Origin of the sequence: Stenotrophomonas sepilia (assembly GCF_003244875.1) — a bacterium.
Lineage (GTDB): Bacteria > Pseudomonadota > Gammaproteobacteria > Xanthomonadales > Xanthomonadaceae > Stenotrophomonas > Stenotrophomonas sepilia.
The window spans coordinates 108,866-130,059 of sequence record NZ_LXXZ01000087.1 but is presented as its reverse complement, the minus strand read 5'-3'; the positions used below and the strand labels follow the sequence as shown (position 1 = coordinate 130,059).

Here is a 21,194-nt window from a genome sequence, read left to right as displayed (position 1 = left end):
GGGGTTACCAGAGCGAGGCCAGCCAGAGCAGGGCGGCCATGCCCAGTCCGGCCAGCAGGGTCAGCAGCGATACCCAGGCCGGCGTCGCCAGCCCGGACAGCGAGCGGTCCGGCTGCTGGCGATAGTCGCGGCGCAGCAGCCAGGCCAGGGCATCGGGCTTGAGGAAGGCGCCGCTGCCGAAGCGCTCGGCGAGCGCCGGATGGCGGTCGCGCACGTGCACCAGGGTCAGCGGCCAGAAGATCACGAAGGCACTGAACCCGGCCACTGCAACGCCGACGAAACACAGGGCGAAGAACAGGGTCATGGGAGCCGTACCTCCGTGGTCGTGTGGGGCTTAGAAGTCCGCGCTGCCCGGGGCGCGCGGGTAGGGGATCGCGTCGCGGATGTTGGACAGCCCGCAGACGTACACCACCAGGCGTTCGAAGCCCAGGCCGAAGCCGGCGTGCGGCACCGAGCCATAGCGGCGGAAGTCGCGGTACCAGCTGTAGTGCTCGCGATCCAGGCCGAACTGGGCCATGCGCGCGTCCAGCACGTCCAGGCGCTCCTCACGCTGGCTGCCACCGATGATCTCACCGATGCCTGGGGCCAGCACGTCCATCGCGGCAACGGTCTTACCGTCGTCGTTCAGGCGCATGTAGAAGGCCTTGATGTGCTCCGGATAGTTGGTCACCACCACCGGACGGCCGACATGCTCCTCGGTCAGCCAGCGCTCGTGCTCGGTCTGCAGGTCCAGGCCCCATTCCACCGGGAAGTCGAACTTCCTGCCGGACTTCTGCAGCAGGCTGACCGCATCGGTGTAGTCGATGCGCTCGAACGGTGCGTTGATGAAATCTTCCAGCTTGGTGATCGCGTTCTTGTCCACGCGCTCGGCGATGAAGGCCAGGTCGTCGCTGCGCTCGTTCAGCACGGCGCGGAACAGGTACTTCAGGAACTCTTCGGCCAGGCGTGCGTCTTCGGCCAGGTCGGCGAAGGCGATTTCCGGCTCGATCATCCAGAACTCCGCCAGATGGCGGGTGGTGTGGCTGTTCTCGGCGCGGAAGGTCGGGCCGAAGGTGTAGACCTTGCTCAGCGCCAGGCAGTAGGCCTCGACGTTCAGCTGGCCGGACACGGTCAGGAACGTTTCCTTGCCGAAGAAGTCGCGGCTGAAGTCGATCGCGCCCTTCTCGTCACGCGGCAGGTTCACCATGTCCAGGGTGGACACGCGGAACATCTGGCCGGCGCCTTCGGCGTCGGAGGTGGTGATGATCGGGGTGCTGATCCAGTTGAAGCCGTTCTCGTGGAAGAAGCGGTGCACGGCCTGGGCCAGGCAGTTGCGGATGCGGGTGACTGCGCCGAACAGGTTGGTGCGTGGGCGCAGGTGCGCCACTTCGCGCAGGAACTCCGGCGACATCGGCTTGGGCTGGATCGGGTAGGTGAGCGGATCTTCGACCCAGCCGACCACTTCCAGGGCGCTGGCCTGGATCTCGAACGACTGGCCCTTGCCCTGCGACTTCACCAGGGTGCCGGTGCCGATGACCGAGCAGCCGCTGGTCAGGCGCTTGATCTCGTCGAAGTTGGCCAGGGTGTCGTTGGCCACGACCTGGATCGGGGCGAAGCAGGAGCCGTCGCTCACATTCACGAAGGCCAGATTCGCTGAACCGCGCACCGTGCGCACCCATCCGCGTACCGTGACTTCGCCGCCTTCCGGGATCTTCCCGGCAAGCGCATGTTCAACGCTGACCACCGTCATGACTTGAATCCTCTGCTGATCGACTCGATCTGTGAACACGGGAGTTTACCGGTTGCAGCGTTCTGCTTGCGAGGCATTTTTCGCGGCAACGGCTCCTTATAATGTTCCCGTACCTCTGGAGTAGCCCCATGGCCGTCAGCCTGACCCCCATTGCCTTCGAGCGCGTGCAGCGCTTTGTCGCCCAGACCCCCGGCGCGCTGGGCCTGCGTTTCGGCGTGACCAGGACCGGCTGCTCCGGTTGGGGCCACGTGACCGACCTGGCCCGCGACGAGCGCGAGGGCGATACCGTGTTCGAGCAGGACGGCGTGAAGATCTACGTCGACGCCAAGAGCCTGGCGCTGGTGGACGGCACCGTGATCGACTTTGGCAAGCAAGGCCTGAGCGAGACGTTCACGTTCAGCAACCCGAACGCCACCGCCGAGTGTGGCTGCGGCGAGAGCTTCACCACCGACGCCGACAAGGCCTGAGGCCGGTTCTGGCGCCCGCCGGGCATGGCCGGGCGCTGGGGGCAGGTTCAGCCGCCGCGGGCCGGTTGCCCGGCACCCTCATCTGCGCCATAATGCGCGGCTTCCTGCCTTCCTGGCGGGAATCCTTGCCCCACCGCGGTCTCAACGGCGGGGGGCTGTCCGGCCGCGAGGCCACATCCGAAAGGTAGAAAAAACATGAGTCGTCATTACGAAATCGTGTTCATGGTCCACCCGGACCAGAGCGAGCAGGTCCCGGCCATGATCGAGCGCTACAAGTCGCTGGTCGAGAACGGCAACGGCACCATCCACCGTCTGGAAGACTGGGGCCGCCGCCAGCTGGCGTACCCGATCCAGAACCTGGTGAAGGCCCACTACGTGCTGATGAACATCGAAGCCGACCAGGCCGTTCTGAACGAACTGACCGAGAGCTTCCGCTTCAACGACGCCGTGCTGCGCAACCTGGTCATCAAGCGTGACGAGGCTGACACCGAGCAGTCGCTGATCATGAAGAGCAAGGACGAGAAGGGTGACAAGCCGGAGCGCGGTGAGCGCCGTCGTCGTGACGACGAAGAAGGCGAGTCCAACAACACCGCTGACAACGAAGCCGGCGACGACGCCGCTTCCGCCGCCTAAGGAGCCTTCCCATGTCCAAGTTCTTCCGTCGCCGCAAGTTCTGCAAGTTCACTGCTGAAGGTGTGAAGGAGATCGACTACAAGGATCTCAACACCCTGCGCCAGTACCTGACCGAGAACGGCAAGATCGTGCCGAGCCGCGTGACCGGTACCAAGTCGAAGTACCAGCGCCAGCTGGCGACCGCCGTCAAGCGCGCTCGCTTCCTGGCCCTGATCCCGTACACCGACAACCACGACGTCTGATGCCGGCGGGGCGGCCCGGTGCCGCCCCCGCTGTGCCAGCTATTCGGACAGCCTTTGTTGCGGGGCATCGCCTCGCTAACGAATAACTCATCTGGAGCAATACCATGCAGCTGATCCTCCTGCAGAAAGTCACCAACCTCGGCAACCTGGGCGACCTGGTCGACGTGAAGCCGGGTTACGGCCGTAACTTCCTCGTGCCGCAGGGCAAGGCCGTGCCGGCCACCGAGAGCAACAAGGCAGAGTTCGAAGCCAAGCGCGCCGAGTACGAAGCCAAGGCCCAGGCCATCCACGCAGAAGCTGAAGGCCGCAAGGCCAAGCTGGAAGGCGCGAGCGTGACCATCGCCGCCAACGCTTCGACCGAGGGCAAGCTGTACGGCTCGGTCGGCCCGCGCGACATCGCCGAAGCCTTCACTGCCGCCGGCCTGCCGCTGGAGAAGAGCGAAGTCATCCTGGGTGAAGGCGCCTTCCGCAACATCGGCGAATACGACGTGCTGATCCACCTGCACGCCGACGTCGAGACCACCGTCAAGGTCGTCGTCGTCGCCGAAGCCTGATCCCCCGCCGCAAGGCCTGGCATCACCGCAGAACGGGCGCCCGCAAGGGTGCCCGTTTTGTTTTATGGTTCCGTTTCGCCAGCTCGGGCCACGTGCGGCCGGCGGGGCAGGGCCGGGCAATGTTCCACGCCCATTCGTAGAACACGGCCACATCGGTATACTCAGGGCGTCACACCCGTTCCACGGGCATCGATCCCAACAGGATCAATGACTTGGAGGGTAAACGCAGGCCGCTTGCCGGCCCCAGTCCGGAACCCCTATGCGTCTTTCCACGATCAAGCTGTCCGGCTTCAAGTCGTTCGTCGATCCGACCACCCTGCACCTGCCGACCAACATGACCGGCGTGGTGGGCCCCAATGGCTGCGGCAAGTCGAACATCATCGACGCCGTGCGCTGGGTCATGGGCGAGAGCTCGGCCAGCCGCCTGCGCGGCGACTCGCTGACCGACGTGATCTTCTCCGGTTCCAACGCCCGCAAGCCGGTGTCGCAGGCCACGGTCGAGCTGATCTTCGACAACTCCGACCACACGATCTCCGGCGAGTACGCCGCGTTCAACGAAATCTCGGTCAAGCGCACGGTCAGCCGCGACGGTACCAGCAACTACTACCTCAACGGCACCAAGTGCCGCCGCCGCGACATCACCGACCTGTTCCTCGGCACCGGCCTGGGCCCGCGCAGCTACTCGATCATCGAGCAGGGCATGATCAGCCAGATCATCGAGGCGCGCCCGGAAGACCTGCGCGTGTACCTGGAAGAGGCGGCCGGCATCTCCAAGTACAAGGAGCGCCGCAAGGAGACCGAGACCCGCATCCGCCACACCCGCGAGAACCTGGACCGGCTGGGCGACCTGCGCGACGAGATCAGCAAGCAGCTGGAGCACCTCAAGCGCCAGGCCAAGCAGGCCGAGCAGTACCAGGCCCTGCAGGAAGAGCGCCGGGTCAAGGACGCCGAGTGGAAGGCGCTGGAATTCCGCGGCCTCGACGGGCGCCTGTCGAAGCTGCGCGAAGGCCTGTCGCAGGAAGAGACAAAGCTGCAGCAGCTGATTGCCGACCAGCGTGATGCCGAAGCCCGCATCGAAACCTCGCGTGCGCGGCGCGAAGAGGCTGCCGACGCGCTCAACACCGCGCAGGCGGCGGTCTACCAGGTCGGCAGTACGCTGGCGCGCCTGGAGCAGCAGATCCAGCACCAGCGCGAGCTGTCGCAGCGCCTGCACAAGGCGCGCGATGAAACGCAGCAGGCGCTGGCCGAACTGGGCCAGCACATCAGCGGCGACGAGGCCAGGCTGAGCGTGCTGCGCGAGGCGGTGGAGGCCGCCGCCCCGCAGCTGGAAGCACTGCAGGAAGAGAACGAGATCAAGCAGGAAAGCCTGCGCGAGGCTGAAGAACGGCTGGCCAGCTGGCAGCAGCGCTGGGAACAGCACACCTCGCAGAGTTCGGAGGCCTCGCGCGCCGGCGATGTCGAGCGCACGCGCGTGGACTACCTGGACAAGCAGATCCTCGATGCCGACCGGCGTCGTGAAGCCCTGGCCGCCGAGCGTGCCGGGCTGGACGTGGACGCGCTGGAAGAAGCCTTCGAGCAGCTGCACCTGCAGCACGACACGCAGAAGGCCGCGCTGGATGAACTGAGCGAAGACGTCGAGCTGCGCAAGCAGGGCGTGGCGGCGGTGCAGGAACAGCAGCGCAATGGCCAGAACGAACTGGCCGAACTGCGCAAGCAGGCCAACGGCCTGCGCGGTCGCCTGGCCTCGCTGGAAACCCTGCAGCAGGCCGCGCTGGGCCAGGAGCAGGGCGCGGCAGTCGCCTGGCTGAAGGCGCGCGGGCTGGATTCGGCGGCGCGTGTCGGCGAACGCCTGGATGTCGATGCCGGTTGGGAAAACGCGGTGGAAAGCGCGCTTGGCCAGTTGATCGAAGGCGTGCTGGTCGATGACCCGGCCAGCCTGGTCGACGCGCTGGGCGAACTGGGCGAGGGCCACATTGCACTGGTCGCCAACGATGGCGCGGACCTGAAGGTCGCGCCGACCTCGCTGGCTGCACGCGTGCGTGGCCCGGCAGCGATCCGGCGCCTGCTGGCGCACCTGCACGGTGCCAGGGATCTGGCCGAAGCCAAGGCGCTGCAGGCCAGCCTGCCCGAAGGCGATTCGATCATCACCCAGAGCGGCGAGCGCCTGGGCCGGGGCTGGCTGCGCGTGTCGCGCTCCGGTGCCGCCGAGCAGGGCGCGCTGCTGCGCGAACGTGAGATCCAGGAACTGCGCGAGCAGATCGAACAGCTGCAGGACCGCGAGGCCGAACTGGAAGACCAGCTGGCCGGTTTCCGCGAGCAGCTGCAGGCGGCCGAACAGCAGCGCGAGGACGCGCAGCGCGCGCTGTACCAGGCCCATCGCGCGGTGTCCGAACTGGCCGGCCAGTTGCAGGGCCAGCAGGGCAAGGTGGAGGCTGCACGCACGCGCATCGACCGCATCGAAGGCGAGCTGAAGCAGCTGCAGGAAACGATTGAAGCCAACAACGAGCAGGCGCGCGAAGCGCGCTCGCGGTTGGAGAACGCGGTCAGCAGCATGGGTGACCTGGAGTCGACCCGGCAGCGGCTGGAGGGCGAGCGCCGCCAGCTGACCGAGGCCCGCGACCTGGCCCGCGATGCCGCCCGTGCGGTGCGCGAGCGCTCGCATGCGCTGGCACTCACCCTGGAATCACAGCGCGCGCAGCTGGCCTCGTTGAGCCAGGCGCTGGAGCGCATGGGCACCCAGCGTGGGCAGTTGGATGCGCGACTGGGCGAGCTGCACTCGCAGCTGGACGAAGGGGATTCGCCGGTCGAAGCGCTGCAGGCCGAACACCAGAACGCGCTGGAAGAGCGCGTGCGCGCCGACCGCGTGCTGACCGAGGCGCGGACGCTGCTGGACGGCATCGACGCCGAGCTGCGCAACTACGAGCAGACCCGCCACCAGCGCGACGAACAGGCGTTGGCCCAGCGCGAGCGCATTTCGCAGCGCAAGCTCGACCAGCAGGCCTTGGCGCTCAGCGCCGACACCCTGCAGGCGGCGGTGGAAAAGGCCGGCTTCGTGCTGCAGGACGTGCTCAATGCACTACCCGAGGACGCCCGCCTGGGCGACTGGGAGCAGGCCGTGCACCAGATCGACGCACGCATGCGCCGGCTGGAGCCGGTCAACCTGGCCGCCATCCACGAGTACGGCGAGGCTTCGCAGCGTTCGGACTACCTGGATTCGCAGCACGCCGACCTGACCACGGCGCTGGAAACACTTGAGGATGCCATCCGCAAGATTGATCGCGAGACCCGCGGGCGCTTCAAGGACACCTTCGACCGCGTCAATGCCGGCGTCCAGGCGCTGTATCCGCGCCTGTTCGGTGGTGGCCACGCCTACCTGGAACTGACCGGAGAAGACCTGCTCGACACGGGTGTGACCATCATGGCGCGCCCGCCGGGCAAGCGCGTGTCCAGCATCTCGCTGCTGTCCGGCGGCGAGAAGGCGATGACCGCAGTGGCGCTGGTGTTCGCCATCTTCCAGTTGAATCCCGCCCCGTTCTGCCTGCTGGACGAGGTGGACGCGCCGCTGGACGAAGCCAACGTCGGCCGCCTGGCCAACATGGTCAAGGAAATGAGCGAGAAGGTGCAGTTCCTGTTCGTCAGCCATAACAAGGCGACGATGGAGGCCGCGCACCAGCTGTCGGGCGTGACCATGCGTGAGCCGGGCGTCAGCCGCCTGGTCAGCGTGGACCTGGAAGAAGCGGCGCGATTGGCGGGCGCGGCCTGACGTGCCATCCTAGTTACCTGAATGAATTAGCCGGAGAACCTATCGAATGTCCGACACGGCACTGTTGCGCATCGGCATCCTGGCCGCCGGCCTGCTGTTGATCGCCGCGATCTTCCTGTTTGGCCGTCCGAAGAAGAAGCCCCAGGGCCGTCGCGTGGAGAACACGGAACCGGCCAGTGGCGAGCGCCGCGAACCGGTCCTGGGCGAGGACGGCGTCGTGGTGGCTGAGGGCCGCGTCGAACCGGGCATGCGCGGGGAAGGCGAGCAGGCCGAACTTGGCCTGGCCGACACTGACCCGGGCGCGGCCAACGACCTCGGCAAGCGCACTACCCAGGATTTCGACAAGATCGTCTCGCTGTTCGTGGCCGCCCGTGCCGGCGAGCAGCTGCGCGGCGAAGACATCGTGGTGGCGGCCGAGAAGACCGGCCTGGTATTCGGCCACATGAACGTGTTCCACCGCCTGGTGGAAGGCCACCCCGAGCGCGGCCCGATCTTCTCGATGGCCAGCATCATGAAGCCGGGCAGCTTCGACATGGCCAACATCCGTGCCATGGAAACCCCGGCCATCGCCTTCTTCCTGACCCTGCCGGCGCCGCTGACCGCGCTTGATGCCTGGGAGAAGATGCTGCCGACCGTGCAGCGCATGGCCGAGCTGCTCGATGGCGTGGTGCTGGATGACAGCCGCAATGCCTTGGGCCGCCAGCGCATCGCGCACATTCGCGACGAGCTGCGTGCCTACGACCGCCAGCACCAGGCACCGCCGCTGACCAAGACCCCGCGCTGGTAAAGCCTGTTGTGCCGGCCAACGGTCGGCACCCACGCCGGTAGATCCACGCCATGCGTGGATGGAGCGAACCAAGGTTCGCCCCCGCCAACAGGGTCAGGCCGGTACGCCGGCCACCTTGGCGAACGCACGGCGGAATGCGGCCATCTCGTCTTCGGTGCCGACGGTCACGCGCACGCGCTGTGGCCAGATCGGCCAGCTGCGGCCAATGATCACGCCGTTGTCTGCCATCGCCTTGGCAAAGGCGGCACCGTCGCGCTGCACATCCACCACGAAGCAGTTCGCTTCCGACGGCACGCAGCTGAAACCACGCTTGCCCAGCCACGTGATGGTGGCCTGCCGCACCTGGGCATTCTGCAGGCGCCGCTGCGCGATCAACTGGGGATCCTGCAGGCTGGCCAGTGCCGCGGCCAGTGCTGGCACGGGCAGCGGGTTGTCGCCCAGGCTGGCCAGTTCGCGCAGGCGGTTGGGGTGTGCGGCCGCCACGCCCAGGCGCAGGCCGGCCATGCCGTACAGCTTGGAGAACGTGCGCAGCACGATCAGGTCATCGCGCTGCGTCACCCGGGTGATCAGGCTCGGCTGCTCGCTGTACTGCAGGTAGGCCTCGTCGACCAGCACGCGGGTCGATGCGGGCTTGTGGGCCAGCAGCCAGGCGAGCTCATCCGGTGGGCTGATCGAACCGGTCGGGTTGTTCGGATTGCACACGTACAGCAGCCCGGTCGGGCGTGCGTGCGCGGCGGCGACCATTGCACGCAGGTCATGCGCGCCGTCGTCGCGCAGCGGCACTTTCTGCACGTGCGCACCGTGTGCGGCGGCGACCTCGCCCAGCGTCTCGAAGGTCGGATCGGCGACTACCAGTCCTGCCTGCGGGCCGGTCCACACCATGGCGGCGCGGTTCAACGGCTCGCTTGAGCCGGGATAGAGGCGCACGTGGTCGGCCGGAATGCGTGCCTGCTTGATGAAGGCATCGCGCACCTGTGCAGCCAGGGCGAAGCGGTAGCGGCCGCAGCTGGCGATACTGTCGCGCGCGGCCTGCTGGGCCGCCGGCGAGGGGCCGTAGGGGCACTCGTTGAAGTTCAGCAGTACCACGCCTTCGGTGGGGGCAGGAGCGGCGGCCGTCGCGGGTTGGGTATGGCCAAGCTGCGGCAGCCCGCTGCCAGCGACGGCGAGGCCGGCACCGGCCAGTTGCAGGAAGCGTCGACGGGAAGCAGGCAGGGTCACGGGCACGATTCCGAAGGGCAGACCGTCGCACGCTAGCGCTGGTTGCGGTGGGCGGCAAGCCCGCTTTTTGTAGTACCGAGCCATGCTCGGCTGCAGGTGTGCCAACCAAGGTTGGCACCTGCCGGGGTGGGGAGAAGGTCGGCATCCACCAGGGCAGGGGAGCGCCCGTCGAGCATGGCTCGGCGCTGCGAAGGGGGGCATTACAGGGCCTGACGGCCGGGCGCGGTAGAATCCCCGGCCATCCCAGAACCACCGGATTCCGATGAGCTCCAGCCCCGCCGAACGCGCCGAAGATCTCCGCCGGCAGATCGCCCAGGCCAACCGCGCCTACCATGAGCTGGACGCCCCGGAGATCCCCGACATCGACTACGACCGGATGGTGCGCGAGCTGGAAGCACTGGAGCGCGAACATCCGGAACTGGCCCGGGCCGACAGCCCGACCCAGCAGGTCGGCGCGCGTCCCTCCGGCCGTTTCCCCGAAGTCCGCCATGCGGTGCCGATGTTGTCGCTGTCCAACGCCTTCAGCGATGAGGAAGTGGCGGATTTCGCGCGCCGCATTGACGAACGCCTGGGCCGCCGCAGCCTGCAGTTCTCGGCCGAGCCGAAGATGGACGGCCTGGCGATCAGCCTGCGCTACGAGGATGGTCATTTCGTGCTCGGCGCGACCCGCGGCGATGGCAGCACCGGCGAGGACGTGACCGCCAACCTGCGCGAGATCGGCGATGTTCCCAAGCGGCTGCACGGCAAGGACTGGCCGGACGTGCTCGAGGTGCGCGGCGAGGTCTACATGGCGCGTGCCGATTTCGAGGCCTACAACGAACGTGCGCGCCTGCACGGCGGCAAGGTGCTGGCCAACCCACGCAATGCGGCGGCTGGATCGCTGCGCCAGCTCGACCCGAAGATCAGTGCGCAGCGCAGGTTGAGCTTCTTCGCCTACGGTACCGGTGAAGTGCAGGGCGGCGAGCTGCCCGATACCCATTCGGGCACGCTGGCGCAGCTCGGCGCCTGGGGTTTCCCGGTCAGCGCGCTGTGCAAGGTGGTGGAAGGCACCGACGGCCTGCTCGGCTACTACCGCGATATCGGCGAGCGCCGCGACAGCCTGCCGTTCGATATCGATGGCGTGGTCTACAAGCTCGATGACCGTGCCGGCCAGCAGGCGATGGGCTTCGTCTCGCGCGCGCCACGCTGGGCCATCGCGCACAAGTTCCCGGCGCAGGAACAGAGCACTACCGTGGAGGCGATCGAGATCCAGATCGGCCGTACCGGTGCGGCCACGCCGGTCGCGCGCCTGGCGCCGGTGGCCGTGGCCGGCGTGATCGTGTCCAACGCCACCCTGCACAACGCCGACCAGATCGCACGCCTCGACGTGCGCGTCGGCGACAGCGTGATCGTGCGCCGCGCCGGCGACGTGATCCCGGAAGTGGTCAGCGTCATCCTCGATCGCCGCCCGCAGGGCACCACGCCCTGGCAGATGCCGACGCGCTGCCCGGTGTGCGGCTCGGAGATCGTGCGCGAGGAAGGGGCGGCCGCATGGCGCTGCTCGGGCGAGCTGTCCTGCCCGGCGCAGCGCAAGGAAGCCATCGCCCATTTCGCCTCTCGCCGCGCGATGGACATCGACGGCCTGGGCGACAAATACATTGAAACCCTGGTCGACGCTGGCATCGTCAAGAGCGTGGCCGACCTGTACCGGCTCAGTCGTGACCAGCTGCTGCACCTGAAGCTGGTGCTGGACGCTGAAGATCCCTCGGCGCTGGCCGCCGCACTGAAGCTGCACCTGCCGGCCGAAGGCAGTGGCGCGGTGCTCAATGCGGTGCTCAGGCTGGACGGCAACGATCCGGGCTGGCGCGCGCAGGCGCTGGCGCAGCCGGCCCGCTTCGAATGGAACACGAAGAAGATCGCGACCAAGTGGGCCGACAACCTGATCGCGGCCATCGACGCCAGTCGTGCCGCCACGCTGGAACGGCTGCTGTTCGCGCTGGGCATCGAGCACGTGGGCGAGAGCACGGCCAAGGCGCTGGCGCAGTGGTTCGGTGACCTGGAACTGATCCGCCACCTGCCGTGGCCATTGTTCAAGCGCGTGCCGGACATTGGTGGCGAAGTGGCGCGCTCGCTCGGCCACTTCTTCGAACAGCAGGGCAACCAGCAGGCCATCGATGACCTGCTGCAGGTCGGCCAGGTCCGCATCAGCGATGTGCACGCGCCCAGCGCGAGGCTGCGCGAGGGGCTGGACCTGGCGCAGCTGTTGGTCGAATCAGAGATTCCCGGCATCACCCGCCTGCGCGCGGAAAAACTGGTGGCCGTGTTGCCCGGTGCCCAGGCGGTGCTCGACGCCGAGCATGGGCAGTTCGTCAACGCCGGGTTGCCCGACGACACCGCGCGTGGCCTGGCCCAGTGGCTGGACAGCGAGGGCCATGGCGCGATGCTGCTGGCAGCCGAGAAGGCGATGCAGCAGATCCTGGCCAAGGCACCGGCGTTGGCCGAGATCGTGGCCGGCCCGCTGGATGGGCAGACCGTGGTGCTGACCGGCACCCTGGCCCAGCTCACCCGCGATGCCGCCAAGGAGCGCCTGGAAGCCCTCGGTGCAAAGGTCTCCGGCAGCGTCTCGAAGAAGACCAGCTTCGTGGTCGCCGGTACCGAGGCCGGCTCCAAGTTGGATAAGGCGCAATCGCTGGGCGTGCCGGTATGGGACGAAGACCGCCTGCTGGCTTATCTGGCCGAACACGAATGATGACCCCGCCGGGTGCATGGCGCCCGGCATGAAACACAAAGGAACACCGATGCAGACCGCCCCGCTGGATTTCCGCCCGGCCACCCGTGCCGACGAGGAGCTGTTGATCGCGCTGATGCGCGAGTTCTACGCCGAAGACAGGATCGACTTCGATGACGCGCGCGTGCGTCGCGGCGTGGACGCGCTGCTGGCCGATCCGCGCAATGGCGAAGTGCTGTTGTGGATGGACGAGGCGGGCGAGGTGGTCGGCTACGCGGTGATCGCGATGGGCTTCAGCCTGGAGCAGGGCGGCCACTTCATGCTGCTGGACGAACTGTACCTGAGCCATCGCGCGCGCGGTCGTGGCCGCGGCAAGCAGGCGCTGGCCATCTGCGAACAGCGCGCTCGTGGTCGTGGCGTCAGCCGCCTTCGCCTGGAAGTGAACCACCACAACGAACTGGCCCGACGCCTGTACCTGGCCAGCGGCTACATCGACGATACGCGCGATCTGCTGACCCTGCCGCTCGACCATCCGCGCCCGGAAGGCATCCTGTGAGCGAGGCCCTGCTGCGCGCGCTGCAGCAGCGCGCTGCGCTCAACGCGCTGGTGCGCCGCTTCTTTGCAGAGCGCGATGTGCTCGAGGTGGAGACGCCGATCCTGTCGGTCGCGGGCAACACCGAGCCGAACATCGACAGCTTCCATACCGACTTCACCGGCCATGTCGATGCCGGCGGACGCCGCCGCTGGCTGCGCACCTCGCCGGAGTATCCGCTCAAGCGCCTGCTGGCGGCCGGTGTGGGCGACTGCTACGAACTGGGCCGGGTATTCCGCAACGGTGAGGCCGGCGGCCGCCACAACCCGGAATTCACCATGCTGGAATGGTATCGGGTCGGTTGGGACCACCATCGGCTGGTACAGGAGGCCGCCGAGCTGGTCGGCCAGGCGCTGGCCCTGGTGGGACGCCGTGCGACCCTGCGCGTGCTGAGTTACCGCGAGCTGTTCCAGCAGCACCTTGGCGTGGATCCGTTCGAGGCGGATGAGTCCACGCTGCGTGCCGCGTTGGGCGAGGTGCACATTGACCCGGTCGGATTGACCCGTGATGACTGGCTCGACCTGTTGATGACCCATCGTATCCAGCCGCATTTCGATGACGCGGTCATGACCGTGGTGCATGACTGGCCAGCCAGCCAGGCCGCGCTGGCACGCATCCGCGCCGGCACGCCGCCGCTGGCCGAGCGTTTCGAGCTGTACCTGGGTGCAGTGGAGCTGGCCAACGGCTATCACGAACTGAACGACGCCGACGAGCAGCGCGCCCGCTTCCAGCGCGACCAGCAGCGCCGCCACGAACGTGGGCAGGTGCAGCCGCCACTGGATGAGGCGCTGCTGGCGGCGTTGCCAGCGTTGCCGGCCTGTGCCGGCGTTGCGCTGGGGATCGACCGCCTGCTGATGGCGATGAACCGCACACCCCGCATTGCAGATGTGTTGGCCTACGACTTCGCCCACGCGTGACCATCACGCGTTGCTGAACATCCCAGGCTGAACGAAACGCGGGTTCTGCGCGCTTGCGTCGGCAAGCGGGATGATGCTTTTATCACGGCCAATGCCGGACACTGGCATGCAGTTCATCTATTCCTGCTGGGGAAGGCTTTGGTCAAGTGGTTTGCGGTTGTCGCTGCACCGGTGTACTCCATCGCGCTCTGGGGTGCCTGGCTGCCGTCGCCGGCGTCGGCCCAGCAGGTGGGCTACGACGATGAAGTGGTGACCTGCGAGTCCCACGACATGGGCTGGGTGCACTGCGACATCGATGTGGCCAACGGCGTCGATCTGGTGCGCCAGCTGTCGAGCAACAGCTGCATCCGCGGTAGCGAGTGGGGCACCGACCGCAGCGGCGTGTGGGTCACCCTTGGCTGCCGCGCCGAGTTCCGTGCGCGCCGTGCGCAGGGTGCGGCACCTGCGGCAACGGAAGGCAAGCGCCTGGTGCGCCGCGTGGTGCGCTGCGAATCCAATGGCCGTCCGCAGAGCTGCCCGGTGCGCCTGGATGGCGCCCCCGTGCGCCTGCTGCGCCAGCTGTCGGTGCTGCCATGCCGCGAGGGGCAGGGCTGGGGCTACAAGCGCAATGAGATCTGGACCAGCCGTGGTTGCCAGGGCGATTTCGAGGTGGCCGACGAGGATGGCCGCTTCGTCGATGTGCCGCGTCGCCTGACCTGCGAATCGAAGTCGAAGAAGCGGCGTTTCTGCGGCGCCAGCATCTCCGTTGGCGCGGTCGTTTCCGAGCAGCTGTCGAGCACGCCCTGCGAGGAAGGCAGTACCTGGGGCTGGAGCCGCAACGGCATCTGGGTGGACGGCGGCTGCCGCGCCGAATTCTCGGTGAATTGAGCCCGGGCGGGCTCCAACGCTGCCGGGCGTGGCCCTACAATGGGCCCATGAACACTGCCTCCGACATCGACTACGCCCGTTATGACCACATCCGCCCGATCCTGTGGACCGGCGATGCCCTGCAACTGCTGGACCAGCGCAAGCTGCCGTTCGTGGTCGAGCATGTGGTCTGCCACGACAGCGACGAGGTTGCCAGCGCCATCCATGCGTTGACCGTGCGTGGCGCGCCGGCGATCGGCATTGCCGCCGCCTGGGGCGTGGTGCTGGCCGCGCGCGAGGTGCAGGCCGCAGACGGTGCGCACGCGCTGCAGCAGCTGGAACCGGCACTGCAGCGCCTGAACGCATCGCGCCCCACTGCGGTCAATCTGGCCTGGGCGCTGGCACGCATGCGCCGTTGCCTGCACGCCGCCGGCGCCGACTGGAAGGCACTGGTGGAGGCCGAAGCGCAGGCCATCGCCGAGGAAGACCTGGCCGCCAACCGCCACATGGGCGCGCTGGGCGCTGGCTTGATCGAGGCCGGCAGCGGTGTGCTGACCCACTGCAATACCGGCTCGCTGGCCACCGCCGGCTTCGGTACCGCGCTGGGCGTCATTCGCGCCGGCATGGCCCAGCACCGCATCGCGCGCGTGTTCGCCGGCGAGACCCGGCCGTGGCTGCAGGGCGCACGCCTGACGGTGTGGGAGCTGCAGCAGGACGGTATCGATGCCACCCTGATCGCCGACTCGGCGGCCTCGCACCTGATGAAGACCGGTGCCGTGCAGTGGGTGATCGTGGGCGCAGACCGCATCTGCGCCAATGGTGATACCGCCAACAAGATCGGCACCTACCAACTGGCCATTGCCGCGCGCCACCATGGCGTGAAGTTCATGGTGGTGGCGCCGTCCTCGACCGTGGACATGGAGACCGTGGACGGCAGCCAGATCGAGATCGAGCAGCGCGACCCGGGTGAGCTGTATGGCGTGGGCGGCACCCGCACCGTGGCCGAAGGCATTGCCGCCTGGAACCCGGTGTTCGACGTCACCCCGGGCGAGCTGATCGACGCCATCGTGACCGAGCGCGGGGTGATCCTGAACCCGACCGCCGAGAACATGCGCGCCGCCTTCGGCGGCTGAGGCGCAGGGGAGGGGCGGCGCGACCGCCGCCCCCGGTAGTGCCGGCCGCTGGCCGGCAACCCTAAGTTCCTGATTTGTGCCGGTAAAATCCCCGTAAAGGCAGGCGGAAACCAGCCCGTTGTGGTAGTATCCACAGGTTGAATCGAGGTTCCGGCGCGACCCCCTCCCGCAGAGGGCTGCGCCGGACTGGACCGCTACCAGACAACGGAACCCGAATGGCAGAAACCGCCAAGGAAATCATCCAGGTCAACCTGGAAGACGAGATGCGCAAGAGCTACCTCGATTACGCCATGAGCGTGATCGTGGGCCGCGCGCTGCCGGATGCGCGCGACGGCCTCAAGCCGGTGCATCGTCGCGTGCTGTACGCGATGAATGAACTCAACGCGCACAGCAACAAGCCCTACTTCAAGTCGGCGCGTATCGTCGGTGACGTCATCGGTAAGTACCACCCGCATGGCGATCAGTCGGTGTACGACACGCTGGTGCGCCTGGCACAGCCGTTTTCGCTGCGCTACATGCTGGTCGACGGCCAGGGTAACTTTGGTTCGATCGACGGCGACTCCGCCGCGGCGATGCGATACACCGAGGCGCGCATGTCGCGCCTGGCGCATGAGCTGATGGCCGATATCGACAAGGAAACCGTCGATTTCCAGCCCAACTACGACGAAAAGGAACTGGAGCCGACGGTCATGCCGACCCGGTTCCCGAACCTGCTGGTCAACGGCTCGGCCGGTATCGCGGTGGGCATGGCGACCAACATCCCGCCGCACAACCTGAGCGAATCGATCAACGCCTGCATTGCGCTGATCGACAACCCGGAGATCGACGTCGACGGCCTGATGGAGTACATCCCGGGCCCGGATTTCCCGACTGCCGGCATCATCAACGGCACCGCCGGCATCGTCGCCGGCTACCGCACCGGCCGTGGCCGCGTGCGTATCCGTGCCAAGGCCGACATCGAAGTGGCCGATAACGGCCGCGAGTCGATCATCGTCACTGAAATTCCTTACCAGGTGAACAAGGCGCGTCTGATCGAGAAGATCGCCGAGCTGGTCAAGGAAAAGAAGATCGAAGGCATCAGCGAGCTGCGCGATGAGTCCGACAAGGACGGCATGCGCATCTACATCGAGATCAAGCGCGGCGAATCTGCCGAGGTTGTGCTGAACAACCTGTACCAGCAGACGCAGATGGAATCGGTGTTCGGCATCAACATGGTGGCGCTGGTCGACGGCCGCCCGCAGTTGATGAATCTGAAGCAGATGCTGGAGGCGTTCGTCCGCCACCGTCGCGAAGTGGTCACCCGCCGCACCGTGTTCGAGCTGCGCAAGGCGCGCGCCCGTGCCCACGTGCTGGAAGGCCTGACCGTCGCGCTGGCCAACATCGACGAGATGATCGAACTGATCAAGACCTCGCCGAACCCGAACGAAGCACGCGAGCGCATGCTGGCGCGCGTGTGGGAGCCGGGCCTGGTCGGTGCGATGCTGGGTGCCGCCGGTGCCGAAGCCTCGCGCCCGGAAGACCTGCCCAAGGGCGTGGGCCTGATCGAGGGCGGCTACCAGCTGACCGAGATCCAGGCCACCCAGATCCTGGAAATGCGCCTGCACCGCCTGACCGGGCTGGAGCAGGACCGCCTGACCGACGAGTACAAGCAGCTGCTGGAAGTGATCGCCGGGCTGATCCACATCCTGGAAGATCCCGACCGCCTGCTGCAGGTGATCCGCGAGGAGCTGGTCAACGTCAAGGCCGAGTTCGGCGACGAACGTCGCACCGAAATCCGCCACAGCGAAGAAGACCTGGACATCCTGGACCTGATCGCACCGGAAGACGTGGTGGTCACCGTGTCGCATGCCGGCTACGTGAAGCGCCAGCCGGTCAGCGTGTACCGCGCGCAGCGCCGCGGCGGCCGTGGTCGCAGTGCGGCGGCGACCAAGGAAGAGGATTTCATCGAACAGCTGTGGCTGGTCAACACGCACGATACGCTGCTGACGTTCACCAGTTCGGGCAAGGTGTTCTGGTTGCCGGTCTACCAGCTGCCGGAAGCGGGCTCCAACGCCCGCGGCCGTCCGATCATCAACTGGATTCCGCTGGAACCCGGCGAACGCGTGCAGGCCGTGCTGCCGGTGCGCGAGTACGCCGATGGCCAGTTCGTGTTCTTCGCCACGAAGAACGGTACGGTCAAGAAGACCCCCCTGGGCGAGTTCGCCTTCCGCCTGGCCCGCGGCAAGATCGCGATCAACCTCGATGAGGGCGATGCCCTGGTCGGCGTCGGCCTGACCGATGGCCAGCGCGACATCCTGCTGTTCGCCTCCAACGGCAAGACCGTGCGCTTCGGCGAGGACAAAGTCCGCTCGATGGGCCGTACCGCCACCGGCGTGCGTGGCATCAGGATGCCGGCCGGCGAGGAGGTGGTCAGCCTGATCGTGGCCGAAAGTGCCGGTGGCATCGAGGACGAGAACGAGGACGACAACGGTGTCGAGGAAGCCACCGCCAATGGCGATGCGGTGATCGATAGTGCCGACGATGCCAGCGTGCAGTACATCCTCACCGCCACTGAGAACGGCTACGGCAAGCGCACCCCGCTGCCGGACTACCCGCGCAAGGGCCGTGGCACGCAGGGCGTGATCGGCATCCAGACCACCGAGCGCAACGGCAAGCTGGTCGCCGCAGTGCTGATGGGCTCCCGCGACGAAGTCCTGCTGATCTCCGACGGCGGTACGCTGGTGCGTACGCGTGGCTCGGAAATCAGCCGCGTCGGCCGCAACACCCAGGGCGTGACCCTGATCCGCCTGTCCAAGGACGAGAAGCTGCAGGCGGTGGAGCGCATGGATGCCTCGATCGACGAGGACGAGGACGAGGTGGCAGTCGCCGCCCCGGCCACGACCGACGGCGCACCGGCTGCTGCCAGCAGCGAGGACGCCGCGCAGGAGTGATCCTGCCGCGAGCCTGGGTACCCGACGACGCCGGCCCTGTGCCGGCGTCGTCGTATCCGGATGCCACGCATACGCGCGCGCTTCACACAGGCGGTGGGATAACGGCGCATGCTGCCCCCGGAGATCGACGATGTCCGCCACGCCGCAGTCCGTTCCTGCTCCCGTCCGCGCCTCACGGCACCCTCTCGTTACCGTGCTGTCGCTACTGCTGGTCGTACTCGGCCTGGTCATCGGCGGGCTCGGCGCGTGGCTGCTCAGCCTGGGCGGGTCGGCGTACTACGCCATCGCCGGGGCCGGCCTTCTGGCCAGTGGCCTGTTGTTGTTCGGCAATCGCCGCAGCGGCGCGCTGCTGTACGCGCTGGTGTTCGTCGGCACGCTGCTGTGGACCTGGTGGGAGTCGGGCAACGACTACTGGCGCTGGGTGCCGCGGCTGGGCCTGGTGACCGCGCTCGGCATCGTGCTGGCGCTGCTCGCGCCGACCCTTCGCGAACCGGTTTCAAAGCGCCTGTCGCGCAGCGTGGCGGGCGTCCTGATGCTGGTGTTCGTCGCTGCCTTCGGGTTGGCGTTCGCACCGCATGGTGAAGTGGACGGGCACCAGCCGTTCCCGGAAGGCGCGGCCAGCGCCGGACTGGAACCCACGCGGGATACCACCGGCCTGCAACCGGCCGACCAGCCTGCCGAGGGAGACTGGCCGGCGTGGGGGCGCAGCAATGCAGGCACCCGCTATTCGCCACTGCAGCAGATCACCCCGGCCAACGTGGCCACGCTGCAGCCCGCCTGGCAGTTCCGCACCGGCGATATGCCGAAGAAGCGCTGGGGTGCGGAAACCACGCCGCTGAAGATCGGCGACCGCCTGTACCTGTGCACTGCCCGTAACCGCCTGATCGCGCTCGACGCCGCCAGTGGCAAGGAAGTGTGGCGCTTCGATCCGAAGGTGAAGGACGCCTCGATCCCGTACACCGCCGCCTGCCGTGGTGTGAGCTACTACGAGCAACCGGCAACGCCGATCCTGGCCGATGCCACCCTGGCCGATGCCGCGGCCGATCTGGCGTTGCCCGAACCGCCGCCCAGCGTGAGCCGCAGCGCTGCACCGGGCAGTCGTCCGGCGTGCTGGGCGCGCATCATCGAAGGCACGCTGGACGGGCGCATCATTGCAGTGGATGCAGATAGCGGCCGTCCCTGCGCGAATTTCGGCAACAACGGCCAGGTCGACATCACCCTCGGGATGGGTGAGGTGCCACCCGGCTACGTGTCGATCACCTCGCCCCCGGCCATCGTGCGCGGCGTGATCGTCACCGGCCACCAGGTGCTGGATGGTCAGCGCCGCGACGCGCCATCGGGCGTGATCCAGGCGTACGACGCGATCACCGGCAAGCTGCGCTGGGCGTGGGACATGGACCAGCCCGAGCGCAGCGGCCTGCCGCCGCATGGGCAGACCTACACCCGCGGCACGCCGAACATGTGGACCACCGCGACCGGTGATGAGGCGCTGGGGCTGGTCTATCTGCCGCTGGGCAATTCTGCGGGCGACTACTGGAGTGGCTCGCGTACGGAAAACCAGAACCGCTATGCGACGTCGCTGGTGGCGATCGATGTGGCCACTGGCAAGCCGGCCTGGCATTTCCAGGCCGTGCGCAAGGATGTGTGGGACTACGACCTCGGTTCGCAGGCCAGCCTGATCGACTACCCGACGGCGGCAGGCAAGGTGCCGGCGATCCTGCTGCCGACCAAGCAGGGTGACATCTACATTCTCGACCGCCGCAACGGCCAGCTGCTGACCGCTGCCGAAGAGCGCAAGGTGCCGGTCGGCGGTGTCGAACCGGAACAGCGTTCACCCACCCAGCTGTTCTCGCTGTACCACACGCTGCGCCGCGAGCATGATCTGACCGAGCGCGACATGTGGGGCATCACCCCGATCGACCAGCTGATCTGCCGCATCCAGTTCCGCAAGGCCTATTACGAAGGCTTCTACACGCCGCCGAGCAGTGATCGCCATTCCATCGAATACCCCGGCTACAACGGCGGTTCGGATTGGGGCAGTGTGTCCATCGACACGCGCCGCGGCGTGATCGTGGCCAACTACAACGACATGCCCAACTACAACCGGCTGGTGCCACGTGCCGAAGCCGACCGCCTGGGCTGGCTGCCGCGCGAAAAGATCCGTGCCGACAGGGGCGGTGGCGAGGGCGCCGGCGATCCGCAGGTGGGAACGCCGTATGGCATCCAGGTCAACGCTGGCTGGCGGCTGCCGTTCACGGGTCTGCTGTGCAAGCAGCCTCCCTACGGCGGCATCCGCGCCATCGACCTGCGCACCGGCAAGCTGTTGTGGGATCGTCCGTTTGGCAGTGCGCGCGGCAATGGGCCGTTCGGCATCCGTTCCGGCCTGCCGATCGAGATCGGCACGCCGAACAACGGCGGTTCGGTGGTGACCGCCAGCGGGCTGATCTTCATCGCGGCCGCCACCGATGACCTGCTGCGCGCCATCGACCTGAAGACCGGCAAGGAGCTTTGGCATGCCAAGCTGCCCGCGGGCGGGCAGGCTACGCCGATGGTGTATGAACAGGACGGACGCCAGTTCGTGGTGATCATGGCCGGCGGCCATCATTTCATGGAAACCCCGAACGGCGATTACGTGATGGCGTTTGCGCTGCCGAAATAGCGGTTGCCGGCCTGAAC

The 21,194-nt window shown here is 67.3% G+C and carries 16 protein-coding genes; 13 read left to right on the top strand and 3 right to left on the bottom strand.

Going from position 1 to position 21,194, the window contains the following annotated elements:
• Window positions 1-4: 4 nt before the first annotated feature.
• Together A7X97_RS18085 and asnS are read right to left on the bottom strand one after the other, a co-directional pair.
• On the bottom strand, window positions 5-304 hold the full coding sequence (locus A7X97_RS18085) for a hypothetical protein (protein ID WP_005417403.1): 300 nt from the start codon (window positions 302-304) through the stop codon (window positions 5-7).
• A gap of 30 nt (window positions 305-334) precedes the next feature.
• Complete coding sequence (asnS, locus tag A7X97_RS18080; RefSeq protein WP_049415614.1) at window positions 335-1,729, bottom strand: asparagine--tRNA ligase; 1,395 nt, start codon at window positions 1,727-1,729, stop codon at window positions 335-337.
• Window positions 1,730-1,857: 128 nt separating this feature from the next.
• On the opposite strand from asnS, the gene A7X97_RS18075 reads away from it, so the two are divergent.
• The 6 genes from A7X97_RS18075 to zipA all read left to right on the top strand — a co-directional run bounded on the left by A7X97_RS18075 (window position 1,858) and on the right by zipA (window position 8,175).
• Complete coding sequence (locus tag A7X97_RS18075; protein ID WP_072168148.1) at window positions 1,858-2,196, top strand: HesB/IscA family protein; 339 nt, start codon at window positions 1,858-1,860, stop codon at window positions 2,194-2,196.
• A 195-nt stretch (window positions 2,197-2,391) separates the two neighbouring features.
• Window positions 2,392-2,829 carry a 30S ribosomal protein S6 gene (rpsF, locus tag A7X97_RS18070; RefSeq protein ID WP_005410228.1) on the top strand — a complete coding sequence of 146 codons (438 nt, stop codon included), beginning with the start codon at window positions 2,392-2,394 and terminating at the stop codon, window positions 2,827-2,829.
• An 11-nt stretch (window positions 2,830-2,840) separates the two neighbouring features.
• The gene (rpsR, locus tag A7X97_RS18065; RefSeq protein WP_002804494.1) at window positions 2,841-3,071 is read left to right on the top strand and encodes a 30S ribosomal protein S18; all 231 of its coding nucleotides are present in this window, start codon (window positions 2,841-2,843) and stop codon (window positions 3,069-3,071) included.
• 104 nt (window positions 3,072-3,175) lie between these two features.
• A complete protein-coding gene (rplI, locus tag A7X97_RS18060; RefSeq protein ID WP_065178618.1) occupies window positions 3,176-3,625 on the top strand; it encodes a 50S ribosomal protein L9 in 450 nt (149 codons plus the stop codon).
• A gap of 259 nt (window positions 3,626-3,884) precedes the next feature.
• A complete protein-coding gene (smc, locus tag A7X97_RS18055) occupies window positions 3,885-7,388 on the top strand; it encodes a chromosome segregation protein SMC (protein WP_072168147.1) in 3,504 nt (1,167 codons plus the stop codon).
• Window positions 7,389-7,434: 46 nt separating this feature from the next.
• Window positions 7,435-8,175 carry a cell division protein ZipA gene (zipA, locus tag A7X97_RS18050; RefSeq protein ID WP_061480035.1) on the top strand — a complete coding sequence of 247 codons (741 nt, stop codon included), beginning with the start codon at window positions 7,435-7,437 and terminating at the stop codon, window positions 8,173-8,175.
• 93 nt (window positions 8,176-8,268) lie between these two features.
• On the opposite strand, the gene A7X97_RS18045 is transcribed toward zipA, so the two are convergent.
• Window positions 8,269-9,393 (bottom strand): pyridoxal phosphate-dependent aminotransferase, encoded by a 1,125-nt coding sequence (locus A7X97_RS18045; RefSeq protein ID WP_111008255.1) that lies wholly within the window; start codon window positions 9,391-9,393, stop codon window positions 8,269-8,271.
• Window positions 9,394-9,649: 256 nt separating this feature from the next.
• Between A7X97_RS18045 and ligA the strand changes: the two genes are divergently transcribed.
• From ligA to A7X97_RS18010, 7 genes are all read left to right on the top strand, one after another.
• Window positions 9,650-12,121 carry an NAD-dependent DNA ligase LigA gene (gene ligA, locus A7X97_RS18040; protein WP_409349624.1) on the top strand — a complete coding sequence of 824 codons (2,472 nt, stop codon included), beginning with the start codon at window positions 9,650-9,652 and terminating at the stop codon, window positions 12,119-12,121.
• A 49-nt stretch (window positions 12,122-12,170) separates the two neighbouring features.
• Window positions 12,171-12,656 (top strand): GNAT family N-acetyltransferase, encoded by a 486-nt coding sequence (locus A7X97_RS18035; RefSeq protein WP_088497056.1) that lies wholly within the window; start codon window positions 12,171-12,173, stop codon window positions 12,654-12,656.
• The gene (gene epmA / locus A7X97_RS18030) at window positions 12,653-13,609 is read left to right on the top strand and encodes an EF-P lysine aminoacylase EpmA (protein ID WP_088497057.1); all 957 of its coding nucleotides are present in this window, start codon (window positions 12,653-12,655) and stop codon (window positions 13,607-13,609) included. The genes A7X97_RS18035 and epmA overlap by 4 nt, the downstream gene beginning before the upstream one ends.
• Before the next feature lie 138 nt (window positions 13,610-13,747).
• On the top strand, window positions 13,748-14,476 hold the full coding sequence (locus A7X97_RS18025) for a DUF3011 domain-containing protein (protein ID WP_072168143.1): 729 nt from the start codon (window positions 13,748-13,750) through the stop codon (window positions 14,474-14,476).
• 47 nt (window positions 14,477-14,523) lie between these two features.
• Window positions 14,524-15,588, top strand: a complete 1,065-nt coding sequence (mtnA, locus tag A7X97_RS18020) for an S-methyl-5-thioribose-1-phosphate isomerase (protein WP_088497058.1) — start codon at window positions 14,524-14,526, stop codon at window positions 15,586-15,588.
• Window positions 15,589-15,803: 215 nt separating this feature from the next.
• Entirely contained in the window at window positions 15,804-18,518 is a 2,715-nt protein-coding gene (gene gyrA, locus A7X97_RS18015; RefSeq protein ID WP_088497059.1) for a DNA gyrase subunit A, read from the top strand.
• A 130-nt stretch (window positions 18,519-18,648) separates the two neighbouring features.
• Window positions 18,649-21,177, top strand: a complete 2,529-nt coding sequence (locus A7X97_RS18010; RefSeq protein WP_088497060.1) for a membrane-bound PQQ-dependent dehydrogenase, glucose/quinate/shikimate family — start codon at window positions 18,649-18,651, stop codon at window positions 21,175-21,177.
• Window positions 21,178-21,194 lie beyond the last annotated feature (17 nt).

Excerpts from the sequence above, each read along its gene's own strand:
- rplI (WP_065178618.1), top strand. The coding sequence starts at position 3,176 with ATGCAGCTGATCCTCCTGCAGAAAGTCACCAACCTCGGCAACCTGGGC.
- zipA (WP_061480035.1), top strand. The coding sequence starts at position 7,435 with ATGTCCGACACGGCACTGTTGCGCATCGGCATCCTGGCCGCCGGCCTG.
- A7X97_RS18035 (WP_088497056.1), top strand. The coding sequence starts at position 12,171 with ATGCAGACCGCCCCGCTGGATTTCCGCCCGGCCACCCGTGCCGACGAG.
- rpsF (WP_005410228.1), top strand. The coding sequence starts at position 2,392 with ATGAGTCGTCATTACGAAATCGTGTTCATGGTCCACCCGGACCAGAGC.
- gyrA (WP_088497059.1), top strand. The coding sequence starts at position 15,804 with ATGGCAGAAACCGCCAAGGAAATCATCCAGGTCAACCTGGAAGACGAG.
- A7X97_RS18075 (WP_072168148.1), top strand. The coding sequence starts at position 1,858 with ATGGCCGTCAGCCTGACCCCCATTGCCTTCGAGCGCGTGCAGCGCTTT.
- mtnA (WP_088497058.1), top strand. The coding sequence starts at position 14,524 with ATGAACACTGCCTCCGACATCGACTACGCCCGTTATGACCACATCCGC.
- rpsR (WP_002804494.1), top strand. The coding sequence starts at position 2,841 with ATGTCCAAGTTCTTCCGTCGCCGCAAGTTCTGCAAGTTCACTGCTGAA.
- smc (WP_072168147.1), top strand. The coding sequence starts at position 3,885 with ATGCGTCTTTCCACGATCAAGCTGTCCGGCTTCAAGTCGTTCGTCGAT.
- A7X97_RS18085 (WP_005417403.1), bottom strand. The coding sequence starts at position 304 with ATGACCCTGTTCTTCGCCCTGTGTTTCGTCGGCGTTGCAGTGGCCGGG.
- asnS (WP_049415614.1), bottom strand. The coding sequence starts at position 1,729 with ATGACGGTGGTCAGCGTTGAACATGCGCTTGCCGGGAAGATCCCGGAA.
- A7X97_RS18010 (WP_088497060.1), top strand. The coding sequence starts at position 18,649 with ATGTCCGCCACGCCGCAGTCCGTTCCTGCTCCCGTCCGCGCCTCACGG.